Raw genomic sequence first — 12,099 nt, forward strand, 5'->3', positions numbered from 1 at the left:
TTTTTATCTGTTAAGATGATTATTCGATTGATCATTTTGTTCTTTTCTTAATTCATTCTCTTCACCTTTCGGTAATTGTTTATCATTCTCTTTAATCGGATTTGTTTCTTTATTTTCTATCATGTCATTTGGTACTTGCGGCATAACCCGTCCCACAATGGCAGCAAGCTCATCAAGAATTCCTTCTCCTGCTTTCCCATGTCTAATTTGATTACCCATTTGTTTTAATCGTTCATACGTATCAACATCGGCTACAACTACTGCATTTGCACCATTTGGATCATGTTTTAGACTTTCAGCAACAGCATATTTGATTGATTCTACTCGGGAGCGATCCAATTTCGCTTTTACATCTATCCCAACGACTGCGTATTTTCCTACAACTACTGCTGTAGCATCTCTTACGCCTGGTATACTAGCAGCTAAAGATGCTAGATGATCAGCTACCTTTTCATTTGGTCTGTTTTGATCTGCCCTATAATTAACGTTTCTCATAGAAATATTTCTTTGCTCTGGTTTTTCTTGAGCATTATCTTGCGTTCCAATGCTACACCCAGTAATAGCAAAACAAATCATAAGCATGTATATAAGAAGTTTCATTATTCTCACCACTTTATCATTGATGTTTAATCATAAACCTTTTCTACAGCCTGCATCTTTTGCACTTTTTCTTCTGTTCCGTCATTTGCATTAATAAAAATTTGATACGTATCTTTTCCTAATGTACCAACAAATTCATAACACAGTACTTCCTTATGCACATCATTTACAACAAGCGCCTTACGTTCTTCCATCACTTTTACATCTGGATTGATTTTCTTTCTTGCATCAGCAACTGTTAATTTTGCAGTTGGAATAGTCCGTTTTTGATACGATGCTAAATAATTCTTTGCTGAAAATCCAACAATTGATCCATCATCTAAAGCAATTTTCATTTGAATGGCTTCTGGGTAAATGCGCACATTATTTTCATTAACAACGTACGTAAACACACCAATATTATCGTATTGTGAACTATCATAAAGCTCCATATTGGTGAACTTATGGTCCTTTAAGAAAGTTAATCCTTTATTTCCTGCGTCATTCAAACTAATTTTTTGTTCCTTAATCTCACGGTTATTCATTACCCAAATTGGATATCCACCTTTTTCGGTAATATCCATATAAAATTCATTTTTTGTTGCAGGATCTTGAATTTTCACACTGTAAAAAGATTCTTTCGCACCTTTTCCACTTTTCTCAACTTCTACTTTTTCATTTCCTTTTAAATTTAAAAACGTTTTTGCGATTTTTGCCGCTTCATCTTTTGAAATTGCTTTACCCGTTGCTTCAAATCCACCTTTTTTAGCTTTTTGCATACTTGTAAAAGTCGGCCCAAAATTATTTGATGAATAGGATGCGACGTTCTTTTCAACCGTTTTGAGCCCATCAATAATCGTGTTATCTGCTGGATCTTTATTTGATGCAAGCGCAAGTTCTACATCCATCCAACGCAAATTATTTTTTAAAACAAGATGTTGTACTTTCCGAAGCTCGTCTTGAATATCACTTGCATTTGAATATAAATTTTGCAATGATTTGTATTCTTGATCATTTAAAGGCTCTTTCTCTAAATCACGAATTGCAGTGCGATAACTAAAATCGCCAATATTCGCTAGAAATTCCTCCGTTTTATTAAAGGGCATTAATGTTAAAGGAAGTTGTCCTACATCAGAACGAGCTTCCGATGTTAAACGCCATACATCCGCTAATGCCGGTGATAAAGATGTGCGCGAATTCATTGCGAGTGTCGTTCCAATTTTATCGTGCAGTAAGTCGACCTCATATGCTAAATCATGAAATGCACGCTGATAACTGTTTTCAGCTCGAATCAATACCGCATTTTTTTCTTGATGTTCTTTATACCCCCAATATCCTGTTCCAACTACGCCGATTGTTAGCAATACGATGATGATACCTCTTAACATTTCTTCACCTCCGCTCTATTTACAAAAAATATGTTTGCCGATTTTTTTAATTTGTGGTCGAGTCCAAATCCATTTACTTGTCGCGGTATCTGGATTGAAATAATACAGTGCATTTCCGGTAGGATCCCAGCCGTTAATCGCATCTAATACAGCTTTTTTTGCCGTTTCATTTGGTGTTAAGTAAATTTGTCCATCAGCAACTGCTGTAAATGCACGTGGTTCAAAGATTACCCCAGAAACTGTATTCGGGAATGATGCACTTGTCACGCGATTCAAAATAACTGCCGCAACTGCTACTTGGCCTAAATATGGTTCACCACGTGATTCGCCATAAACTGCATTCGCCATTAATTGAATATCATTTTGCGAGTAACCATTTGGTACATTTGTAGCTTTATTCTGGGTTGGTTTTTTACCTTGTCCACCCGTTTGTCCTTTATTAGCAGTCGATTTCTCATACTTTGTCGCTTTTACAAGCATCTGTTTCGTCTTAGCACCCGCTAAACCATCTACAGGTAAACCAAACTTTTGTTGAAAATTTCTTAGTGCCCAATATGTACCCCAGCCAAATACACCATCCACTTTTCCTTTATAAAATCCGTTATATTTCAAGCGAGACTGTAATTCAATAACATCCTCTCCAGAGGCACCTCTTTGAATCACTTGATTAGAAAAAGCTTGGACATTTCTCATTTGCCCACTACTAACAATTACAGATATACCGATTAATACAAACAAAATCAGTATTTTAAAAATAACTGTATGACGCATATGTTCCCTCCTTATTTGCAGTAATGATTTCATGGTTATGTTTTGTAAATAAAACGCTTTTATGTAAAAAAGACAAAAAAATCCACACTTATATGATTTAGACTGCATGTATACAATAAGGAAAACGAATAAAAGGAGTTTATTATGAAGCGTATTTTTGCATGTTTCGTATTAGGAATTGTATGTATTACAACATATTACAATACATATACCCATTCATCAGTTGTTCACGCACAACCACCATATGCAAAATGGGGGAAACTTGCAGTAGAAAAAACAAAAGAAAAGTATCCAAAAGCGCAAATTATTGATTACCTTCATATAGGAAGAAAACCGAAGACGGTGAACATAACAACTGAAAAATTCAAATTATGGCTGCGTGAAGGTGGAAAAGAGTATGGAGTTTTTGTTGATGTAGAGTTTGATACAAAAACGGAGAAGTTTTTGGAGATTACATTTCAAAAAAGCAGTAGATAAAGTTTAACTAACCAAGCCGATACAGCTTTTTATTTTCTCATCTATCTTCTGTTATTTCTTTGATTCTTAACCTTATAATCTTACTGTCAGCAAATAGCGGGATAAAAAAGAGGAAATCATTTCGATTCCCTCTTTTTATTACTATTTAATTTTTATTTTTATTTTACGACCTGCAAGGTTTTTACATAACCATCTCTTTTCTCAAGATTTTTTGGCCCTTTAGCTGTTAATACGTAGTCGGCAAACAAACGTGTTTGTTTGAGTGCCAAGAAGGTCTTCGCATACAGCAGATTGTCAATTCCTTCATGCTCTCTTTGGTTGGTTTACCATTGGCAATCGCCAAATATGGCATTGCACATTTTTATAAAATTGAAAACAACGATTCAATTGTTTGGAAGGCGTTAAAAATGATCCTTGTTAAACTTACGCATCCGTTAACTCAATAAGGAATTATCTATTTGCTGTTCTAAATTCAATAGAACCCACTCAATAATTAAAATTGCTGAATGAATACGTTCAGTCGTATTACCTAGGAATATTTTATTAAGCAAGTCATCTAAATGAGTGCGTCTATTAGATAATTCTTTAATATGTACCAAAACAGATCCAGAAGGAGGTATTGGTTTGTTGTTTATGGCCCATATGCCTTCTAACATTACCCAAGTTGATGTGTTCAATATATATGAAGCTTTTAATACATTATTTACTTTTAGGGCAGCATTAATCTTAATGAGTGAACTATTTAACCAATGAGAAATTCCTTTTATTTTATTTTCAAAGATACAATAATCATTATATTTTTGTTGAGCTATCCTCATTAATTGCTTCAGAACCCCTTTATTATCAAATAAAATTTTACCATCTAAAAAAGAGTATAGTTCCATTGGATTCTTATCAAAGTTTAATTGGACTTGATTAAAATCTGCATATTTATACTCAATTAAAATATCTCCTTTAATCTCAGAATGGAATTTTTTATTATATCCATTTTCTAAAAGAAAATATAAATCTAAATCGGAGTCAGGGTAAGCATCTCCTCTTGCAACAGAACCAATAAGCACTAATCCAATAATTTCATCTTTAACCATACAATCATTTAAGATTGTTCGGACTAATTTTTTATGGTGTTCATAATGAATGAATGAAAGGTTTTCTATCATTTTAACCCTCCGAATTTAATTTTGTTTAATAAGACGTTCGGCCCTCTCTTCTTAAACTATACTGATCGCATGTATAAACCTGATATGTCACAAGATGTTAAACGTAGTAACAGAACAGGTAGACTACACATAATATTTATTTTTGTTATATTTCATTTCCTTTCTTATTGTTATTTTATAATAAAAAAATATTACAAACTAATAAACAAAAATAAAATTCTATGATTCTGTATCATGCAAGAAACGATAGTAATCCAAACACTGTAGTGGTTTTTCTTCCTCTTCATCTGGAACATAGTATTCTCGATTGCTATATGGCAGCTCTAATTCACTCCATTTTTCCATATCATCTAGGCATTTTACAAAAGTCGTATATCCTTCTCCATCAGATGTAAATGAATTATAGCGCGCTTCACCTTGCAGGAGTGCACGATCAATTGCATTACGTAATTGCTGTAACGATTCTCGATTTGCAATAATGTACGCATCATCGTGCCACATTTGTTGACAATATAAATGCTGTGTTTGATTAAAAACTTCAACACGTTTTTCCAAAACGGCTCGAAATGCTTGAATCGCACTTTCGTGAGAAAAGGAATCAATCTTTACATCCATTTCATAGATTTGAGCAGGATTACCTAACATTTCTAAATATAACGTTAAATATGGTGTTATATTCACGAATAAAATTTGCTTTTCTATAAAGTAATATGTATGAACTTCTTCCCCATTCTTCTTATAACAAATATACTGAACATCATCTTTACACTGTTTTCGTTCTATTTGTTTAAAATCAAATTATTTTTTGTTCGCATTCTTTATGAAACACATCGTTTTTGAATCTAAAGCAATAAAAAAATATGGTGGATTCACTTCATACATTCCCCCTTTTATTATCATTTAACTTTACATCAATATAAAAAACAAGAGTTTACGAAAACTCTTGTACATGCTCTATAAATAATTTCAGCGGTACTAGTCCACGCTTGGGCATTTGACTGCTTATAACAGCAACAAGCTCTAGTTGTGGCACAATGATAATATATTGTCCACCATATCCCATAGCAAAATACATACAATACGGTATGTGAAATCTTACGTTATCTATCACCCACCAATGATAACCGTATGCTCCAACATGTTCATATGTTAAAAAAAGATTCTTACTTGATTGTTCAATCCAACTTGAAGATATAACCTTTTCTCCATGCCAGTATCCATTTTGTAAACATAATAGTCCTAATTTTAATAAATCGTCCGCTTTCATTTTCATGCCGAATCCACCAACATAAATACCTTGTGGGTCTTGTTGCCACTCATATTCGGTAATTTGTAAAGGGTTAAATAGATATTCCTTTGCAAATTGTTCTGTTGTCTTTCCGGTTGCAATTTGTAGTATATAACTTAATAAATGTGAAGAACCTGAATTATAATTCATTTTCGTACCCATCTCTTCTATTAAAGGCTTCTGCAAAATATATTTTATCCAATCATCTGATTCCACAAAATCGTTTGGAAATACCACTCCATTTCCAAACTCTTTCCAATCTTCACCGGTTGTCATTGTCAGCAAGTGATAAATGGTTAATTCCTTCTTTTCTTTGGGTACATTTGGAATCCACTTTACTATAGGCGTATGTATATCATTTATATAACCTTTGTCTATTGCTATACCGATTAACATCGATACGATACTTTTCGTGATAGAGTTAATTTTATATAAATTGTCTGCACATTCTTTTGTTTTATAATAATTTGTCGTTAATTCACCTTTTTGGTATACGAGAAATGCATTCACTTTCTTTTTCATAAACATATTTTCTAACTTGTAAAAATCCAATATATGTTCCTCCAAATGCGTACTTTTTCTTGTTATTCTTTATTATTCTACTCAAATCCAATAAATATTTCTATTTATATATGCCTTCTTAGAAAAAGTGAACCTTTAACCAGTGGAGATTTCCCTCACCTCTCGCCTCACCACTTTGTTGTTCCATTATCATGAATATACATCTTACTATTTGCCATTCTATAAATGGAGGTGAGTGAAATGAAAAAACAATACGCTAAGGAAGTAAATGTAGATAAAAATGACTATAATACTGTTGGACTTGATCAAGATGAACAAGCTATGAACGGCCTATATGGAATGCCTGAAACAAATATTGAAGATAGAGCTAGAAAAAATAAAAACGAATTATAAAAAAATCAGCATCTCTTAGGAGATGCTGATTTTTTTATAATTTTGTCCGCACATTCCAAAGTTCAGGGAAAAAGCGTTGATCAAGAACGCGTTTTAAATACGATACTCCAGACGATCCACCCGTTCCCATTTTATGACCAATAATACGCTCTACTGTTTTCATATGACGGAATCGCCACTGTTGGAGCCAATCTTCAATATCGATTAATTTCTCCGCAAGTTGATATAAATCCCAATATTTTTTCACATCAGCATACACTTCTAACCATGCTGCTTCAACTGTCGCATCTTCTTCATAGGGCTGTGTAATATCACGATTTAATACATCTTTGCTAATTGGGAACCCTTCCTTTACAAGCGCCTGAATCGCAACATCGTATAGACTTGGTGAATGAAGAGCTTTATGCAAGCGAGCATGTAACTCTGGATCTTTTTCATAAATTTTTAATGCGTGCGGTGTTTTATAACCAAGTGCATATTCAATCATACGGTATTGATACGATTGAAATCCAGATGCTTGACCGAGTGAATCTCGAAACTCAATATATTCTGATGGTGTAAGCGTCGCAAGAATATCCCAAGATTGGATAATTTGCGATTGAATTTTTGAAACGCGCGCAAGCATTTTAAAAGCTGGTGCCAATCTTTCATTTTGAATCGATTCAATCGCTGCGCTCAGTTCATGTAAAATTAGCTTCATCCACAGCTCACTTGCTTGATGAATAATAATAAACAGCATTTCATCATGATGGTCGGAAAGCCTTTTTTGACTCCCTAGTAGACTATCTAATTGTAAATACTCTCCATATGTCATATTCTCTTTAAAATCTGTGTGGATTCCTTTTTCCATAATTACTTTTTCGTTTTCTTTCATAAGCTGAACATCCCCTCTATGCATTATGACTATTCTATAGTGGTCTTATTACCGCACGAACTGGACTACCATCTGCATCTGTCAATGCAAGCGGCAAGGCAATCAGTTCATAATCTCCGTCTTGTACGTGATCTAATACAACGTTTTCTAAAATATGAATACCGTGCTTAAATAGTTGATGATGCGCTGCTAATTCTTTATCATCGAGCGGATCTACAGAAGGTACATCTACTCCGATTAATCGAATGCCTTTTTCCGAAAGAAACGGCGCAATATCGGCACGTAAATATGGTATTGTTTTAGGAAATTGTTGTGCATTTCCATGTGAAGAGGTCCGTAGCAACAATCTCTCTACACCATCTAACACAAATCCCTCTAATTCTTTTGCGCCAATACTTTCCATACCTGATACATCAATGATTCGAGCTTTCCCAACATAGACATTAATATCTAAATCTAGTACCCTTTTTCCGTTGTTATCAAAATGGAATGGTGCATCAATATGCGTTCCTGTATGAATGCTCATCATTAACTTTCCAACATTGACAGATCCACTTTGTTCTTTTGACCACGAAACTTCATATAAAAATGGTGTATCTCCTGGCCATGTCGCAATGTTATTATTTAATGGCTGTGAAATATCAATCCAATCAGATTCTTTCATCGCTTAAGCCACAACCTCTCGCTTATTTTCAAATTTTTTATATTCTTCATCCTTCATGATTTTCTTTAAAATTTGCACAGACTTCCAAACCTCTTCATAAGTGTTGTATAAAGCAACTGGCGCAAGGCGAACTCCATTCGGTGCCCGAAAATCAGGAATTACTCCATTTGCTTTTAAAGCTTTACATATACGTGCAGCCTCTGGATGTTCTAAATAAATATGTCCCCCGCGCTTATCATCTTCTAATGGATTTCCAATTGTAAAACCCATACCCTTCAATTCATGATTGATTAAATTTAGCATATAGCGGGTAATGTGTAATGACTTTTCTCGTAATCTTTCAATGCCGGCTTCTTTGAAAATCTCAAGTGAACCGATTAGTGGCGCTGTACTTAACACGTGAGGTGTACCAATTTGATATGCTCCAGCATGTTCAGCTGCTGTTAATGTATGTTCCATATCAAATTGCTTATCTTTTCTAGAACTAAACCAACCAGAAAGTCCTGGCAGACGCTCAAAATGTTTCTTGTTTACATATAACCCTGCAACACCACCAGGGCCTGCATTTAAATATTTATAATTACACCATACTGCAAAATCAACATCCCATCCCTTGAAATCATGCGGAATTGAACCGATGGAATGGCATAAATCAAAACCAATATGGATACCACGTTTATGTGCTTCAGCAGTTAATCGCTTCATATCTAAAATTTGCCCACTACGATATAACACAGCTGGTAATAAAATTAACGCAATATCATCCGTCATCGCATCAATAATATCTTCCTCTTGAAGTGTTCTACCATCTCGGCTCTTTACTCGTACAAGATGTTCATCTGGATCTAACCCTTTTAAACGGATTTGACTTTGCAAAGCATAAATATCTGACGGAAACGTTAGTTCATCCGCAAGAATCTTTGTACGAATTCCTTTCGGTTCATAAAACGTCGCAATAACTTGATGAATATTCGTTGTCGTGGAACCGGTTACAATTACTTCTTCCGGCAAAGCACCAACAAGTGGAGCTGTTAATTCACCTAATCGCTCTGAAAGAAAGAACCAAGGATGTTCTCCCTCTGTCCATCCATCAATACCATACTCTTTCCATGAATCTAGCATAATAAGTAAAGATTTCTCTGCTCTTTTCGAAAGTAACCCGAGTGAATTTCCATCTAAATATATTGTATCTACTTTTTTATAAAATTCTTTTTGAAAATCAGCAAGATCGTCGTGTTTATCACATTCCATTGCATACTCATAAGACGGTTCAAATGGTTTTTGATACATTCTTTCACCTTCTCTTAATTTTCTTTTTATTCTAACTAGTTGAAATATACCATTATAACTGACATAACGTCAATGATATTATGTCAGTTGACTTTTAGTATTCACTTCTACTAGAATAAAGTTATATTTTCAGATATTTCAGTATAAAGGAGGTATTATTTATGGAAAAAGGTCTTCTTTCAACAAGACAACAGCGATCTATAGAAACGAGAAATAAGTTATTAAAATCCGCACGCGATGTTTTTTTAGAAAACGGCTTTCACAAAACAACAATCTCTCAAATTATTAAACATGCTGAAACTGGTTATGGTACGGCATATGTTTATTTTAAAAATAAAGATGAGCTCCTTATTGTCCTTATGGAAGATGTTATGAATCGTTTTTATCAAATTGCCGAACGTTCTTTTTTTCCTAAAACAAAAAAAGAAGCTCACAGTATGATACAAAATCAAGTGCGAGCTTTTTTACAATTAGCTGATGAAGAAAGAAACATTCTACAAGTCGTTGAAGAAGCTATTGGTACATCAAAGGAAGTTCGCAAAAAATGGAATGAAATCCGCGAACGTTTTATTAGCCGAATTATACAAGATATTACCTATTCTCAAAATAATGGATTAGCTAGAAAGGAATTAAATAAAGCAATCGTGGCACGCAGTTGGTTTTATATGAACGAAATGTTTCAGTGGGAGATCGTCCGAAATGAGGCCGGTGTAAATCTAGAGGAAGTTGTTTGTACATTAACAGAGATGTATACGACAGGTTTATATAAAAATGAATAGCACACTCTCGTCTCTATAAAGAAAGTGTGCTGTTCAATCGTTTATAGGAATATTTCTTCTGGGTATGGCAATGCTAGCTTTGGTTTTTCATGTGATGAAAAATATTGAAGTTTTAATGATTCTCCATCTATTGCCCTCAATTCTCCTTCCATTACTTCGCATTCAAACACAACAACGATATATTCCACCTGATCTCCATTTGAGTAGGTATGGCGAAATTCTTCTCCTCCATATACGCCTTTTATCCCTTTTATTTGTACTCGTAAACCTGTTTCCTCCCACACTTCGCGAACAACTGCTTCTTCTGGTGTTTCACCAGGTTCAATTGCCCCTGCAGGAAGACTCCAAAATTTTCCGCCGGGATATTGGAATAAGATCTCTCCTAACTCATTTTTTATGACCGCCGCTACACTTGGCATGAAAATAAGGCTAGATCCTAATTTTTCACGGATTTTTTTGTAGTATGTAGAAATTGGCATGTTCATTCTCCTTATATATTTTCTATTTATACAAATCTTTGTAAGTAATTCTTTTTTTATGTATGAATTCCTTCCTTAATAATTTTTATAAACTACTATGTAATGATTTACTTCATTATTGTACAACGACATGATTCTCTAAACTATTATGACAAGAAAGTCTAAACTATGAACAACTTAACATATACTTTCGTTTGAAAATAATCTATTCTCATTCATATTGTTTTATTTCTGGCTAAGTAGTTTAGAGTTTCTTGTCCTTTTATTGAGATATGAAAGTACCAAAAATGTTTATGATAATGGCTATCTATCAATGTGTGTTCATAACATTTTAGTTTAGACTTAAAAAACTACATCTTATATAGAATGTAGTTTTTATGGATATTTTCAATTCTCATTTATTTTTTCAAGTATATTTTCTGGAATACCTTCTTTTTTGATAACTGAAATATCATGCATTCTTGTATCGCTTCCTTTTTTCACTACCTTAATATATGTGCCTATCGGGAATTTATTATCTGACCCAAAACCTAAGTCAATTTTATTTAAATCCTTATCATATCCAATTAAATCATACGAATAATTAATTACATCCTTAGGGGCTTTAGGGTTTCTTTTAGCTTCTCCTTTTACTACACCGTATACATCTGTCTCACTTGTAAAAGGACTATAACGATCCTATTGTTCACAGCCAACCAATCCAATACTAAATAGCATAACTAACATTAATATGAAAAATCTTTTTTTCACTCTTATTCAATCCCTCTGTAATTTATATTCCTATGAAAATATCGTACAGACGTACATATTTGTAAGATTATCCGAAGATTCATCTAAGATCGGTTCTTAGTTTGCAAATCCCTTACAAACATCAATCCACTTTAAATATTTTGAGTATCTTTCTAGTTCTTCTATTGTTAATTCAATAGCACTATTTCCACTACCACAAGCAGGAAAGACAGTTATAAATCTTTGTAGTGATACATCCAAATACACTTCTACATCTTCATTTACAGCAAATGGGCAAACACCACCTATTGCGTGACCAATTAACTCTTCTACTTTGTTTGCATCAATCATCTTTGCTTTAACACCAAATTGTTCCTTATATTTACGATTATCAATTTTAGCATCACCTGCGGTTACTATTACTAAAACACGATCTTCTATTTGAAAAGATAAAGTCTTTGCGATTCTTTGAGGTTCACATTGCAACGCTTTTGCTGCTAATTCAACTGTTGCACTAGATTCTGTTACCTCTATAATTCTATCTTCCATACCATATTGTTTGAAATAGGAAATGACTTTTTCTAATGACATTTTACGATCCTTCCTTTTCATAAAATTTTTATTTATATTCATGCACATACATGCTTACTATCATCACTAATATTTCATAATTAAATCTTCCATTGTTCGTTTAGCTCTACTATTA

The 12,099-nt window shown here is 33.7% G+C and carries 14 protein-coding genes and 1 pseudogene; 3 read left to right on the top strand and 12 right to left on the bottom strand.

Annotation, left to right across the window (positions count from 1 at the left end):
- Window positions 1-3: 3 nt before the first annotated feature.
- Genes KFD70_RS05415 through sleB form a run of 3 tightly spaced genes read right to left on the bottom strand, consistent with a single transcriptional unit; the run spans window position 4 to window position 2,738 of the window.
- Window positions 4-600 (bottom strand): YhcN/YlaJ family sporulation lipoprotein, encoded by a 597-nt coding sequence (locus KFD70_RS05415; protein WP_336451157.1) that lies wholly within the window; start codon window positions 598-600, stop codon window positions 4-6.
- A 26-nt stretch (window positions 601-626) separates the two neighbouring features.
- A complete protein-coding gene (ypeB, locus tag KFD70_RS05420) occupies window positions 627-1,967 on the bottom strand; it encodes a germination protein YpeB (protein WP_336451158.1) in 1,341 nt (446 codons plus the stop codon).
- A gap of 15 nt (window positions 1,968-1,982) precedes the next feature.
- Window positions 1,983-2,738: a spore cortex-lytic enzyme gene (gene sleB, locus KFD70_RS05425; RefSeq protein WP_336451159.1), complete on the bottom strand. Its 756-nt coding sequence runs from the start codon at window positions 2,736-2,738 to the stop codon at window positions 1,983-1,985.
- Between the two features lie 144 nt (window positions 2,739-2,882).
- On the opposite strand from sleB, the gene KFD70_RS05430 reads away from it, so the two are divergent.
- Complete coding sequence (locus KFD70_RS05430) at window positions 2,883-3,215, top strand: YqzG/YhdC family protein (RefSeq protein WP_336451160.1); 333 nt, start codon at window positions 2,883-2,885, stop codon at window positions 3,213-3,215.
- Between the two features lie 434 nt (window positions 3,216-3,649).
- Here KFD70_RS05430 and KFD70_RS05435 read toward each other — a convergent pair whose 3' ends face one another.
- The 3 genes from KFD70_RS05435 to KFD70_RS05445 form a co-directional block, all read right to left on the bottom strand.
- On the bottom strand, window positions 3,650-4,375 hold the full coding sequence (locus KFD70_RS05435; protein WP_336451161.1) for a nucleotidyltransferase domain-containing protein: 726 nt from the start codon (window positions 4,373-4,375) through the stop codon (window positions 3,650-3,652).
- Between the two features lie 219 nt (window positions 4,376-4,594).
- Window positions 4,595-5,056 carry a hypothetical protein gene (locus KFD70_RS05440; protein ID WP_336451162.1) on the bottom strand — a complete coding sequence of 154 codons (462 nt, stop codon included), beginning with the start codon at window positions 5,054-5,056 and terminating at the stop codon, window positions 4,595-4,597.
- 250 nt (window positions 5,057-5,306) lie between these two features.
- Window positions 5,307-6,215 carry a serine hydrolase domain-containing protein gene (locus KFD70_RS05445; RefSeq protein WP_336451163.1) on the bottom strand — a complete coding sequence of 303 codons (909 nt, stop codon included), beginning with the start codon at window positions 6,213-6,215 and terminating at the stop codon, window positions 5,307-5,309.
- Window positions 6,216-6,425: 210 nt separating this feature from the next.
- Here KFD70_RS05445 and KFD70_RS05450 point away from each other — a divergent pair, with 210 nt between their 5' ends.
- A complete protein-coding gene (locus tag KFD70_RS05450) occupies window positions 6,426-6,578 on the top strand; it encodes a DUF4021 domain-containing protein (RefSeq protein WP_336451164.1) in 153 nt (50 codons plus the stop codon).
- 34 nt (window positions 6,579-6,612) lie between these two features.
- Here KFD70_RS05450 and kynA read toward each other — a convergent pair whose 3' ends face one another.
- Genes kynA through kynU form a run of 3 tightly spaced genes read right to left on the bottom strand, consistent with a single transcriptional unit; the run spans window position 6,613 to window position 9,406 of the window.
- On the bottom strand, window positions 6,613-7,452 hold the full coding sequence (gene kynA / locus KFD70_RS05455) for a tryptophan 2,3-dioxygenase (protein ID WP_336451165.1): 840 nt from the start codon (window positions 7,450-7,452) through the stop codon (window positions 6,613-6,615).
- A gap of 34 nt (window positions 7,453-7,486) precedes the next feature.
- Window positions 7,487-8,116 carry an arylformamidase gene (gene kynB / locus KFD70_RS05460; protein WP_336451166.1) on the bottom strand — a complete coding sequence of 210 codons (630 nt, stop codon included), beginning with the start codon at window positions 8,114-8,116 and terminating at the stop codon, window positions 7,487-7,489.
- Window positions 8,117-8,119: 3 nt separating this feature from the next.
- A complete protein-coding gene (kynU, locus tag KFD70_RS05465; RefSeq protein ID WP_336451167.1) occupies window positions 8,120-9,406 on the bottom strand; it encodes a kynureninase in 1,287 nt (428 codons plus the stop codon).
- 161 nt (window positions 9,407-9,567) lie between these two features.
- Between kynU and KFD70_RS05470 the strand changes: the two genes are divergently transcribed.
- The gene (locus KFD70_RS05470; protein ID WP_336451168.1) at window positions 9,568-10,185 is read left to right on the top strand and encodes a TetR/AcrR family transcriptional regulator; all 618 of its coding nucleotides are present in this window, start codon (window positions 9,568-9,570) and stop codon (window positions 10,183-10,185) included.
- Window positions 10,186-10,226: 41 nt separating this feature from the next.
- Here the strand turns inward: KFD70_RS05470 and KFD70_RS05475 are convergent, their stop codons facing one another.
- From KFD70_RS05475 to KFD70_RS05485, 3 genes and pseudogenes are all read right to left on the bottom strand, one after another.
- A complete protein-coding gene (locus KFD70_RS05475) occupies window positions 10,227-10,664 on the bottom strand; it encodes an NUDIX domain-containing protein (protein ID WP_336451169.1) in 438 nt (145 codons plus the stop codon).
- A gap of 387 nt (window positions 10,665-11,051) precedes the next feature.
- Window positions 11,052-11,318: pseudogene (locus KFD70_RS05480) on the bottom strand (YxeA family protein); the annotation flags it as partial.
- Window positions 11,319-11,510: 192 nt separating this feature from the next.
- Window positions 11,511-11,984: a YbaK/EbsC family protein gene (locus KFD70_RS05485; RefSeq protein WP_336451170.1), complete on the bottom strand. Its 474-nt coding sequence runs from the start codon at window positions 11,982-11,984 to the stop codon at window positions 11,511-11,513.
- Between the last annotated feature and the right edge of the window lie 115 nt (window positions 11,985-12,099).

This window comes from Bacillus pfraonensis, from assembly GCF_050768835.1.
Lineage (GTDB): Bacteria > Bacillota > Bacilli > Bacillales > Bacillaceae_G > Bacillus_A > Bacillus_A pfraonensis.

Bases quoted from the DNA above. Each gene is read 5' to 3' on its own strand.
- KFD70_RS05430 (WP_336451160.1), top strand. From the start codon at position 2,883: ATGAAGCGTATTTTTGCATGTTTCGTATTAGGAATTGTATGTATTACA.
- ypeB (WP_336451158.1), bottom strand. From the start codon at position 1,967: ATGTTAAGAGGTATCATCATCGTATTGCTAACAATCGGCGTAGTTGGA.
- sleB (WP_336451159.1), bottom strand. From the start codon at position 2,738: ATGCGTCATACAGTTATTTTTAAAATACTGATTTTGTTTGTATTAATC.
- KFD70_RS05470 (WP_336451168.1), top strand. From the start codon at position 9,568: ATGGAAAAAGGTCTTCTTTCAACAAGACAACAGCGATCTATAGAAACG.
- kynU (WP_336451167.1), bottom strand. From the start codon at position 9,406: ATGTATCAAAAACCATTTGAACCGTCTTATGAGTATGCAATGGAATGT.
- KFD70_RS05485 (WP_336451170.1), bottom strand. From the start codon at position 11,984: ATGTCATTAGAAAAAGTCATTTCCTATTTCAAACAATATGGTATGGAA.
- KFD70_RS05450 (WP_336451164.1), top strand. From the start codon at position 6,426: ATGAAAAAACAATACGCTAAGGAAGTAAATGTAGATAAAAATGACTAT.
- kynA (WP_336451165.1), bottom strand. From the start codon at position 7,452: ATGAAAGAAAACGAAAAAGTAATTATGGAAAAAGGAATCCACACAGAT.
- KFD70_RS05475 (WP_336451169.1), bottom strand. From the start codon at position 10,664: ATGCCAATTTCTACATACTACAAAAAAATCCGTGAAAAATTAGGATCT.
- KFD70_RS05415 (WP_336451157.1), bottom strand. From the start codon at position 600: ATGAAACTTCTTATATACATGCTTATGATTTGTTTTGCTATTACTGGG.
- KFD70_RS05435 (WP_336451161.1), bottom strand. From the start codon at position 4,375: ATGATAGAAAACCTTTCATTCATTCATTATGAACACCATAAAAAATTA.
- kynB (WP_336451166.1), bottom strand. From the start codon at position 8,116: ATGAAAGAATCTGATTGGATTGATATTTCACAGCCATTAAATAATAAC.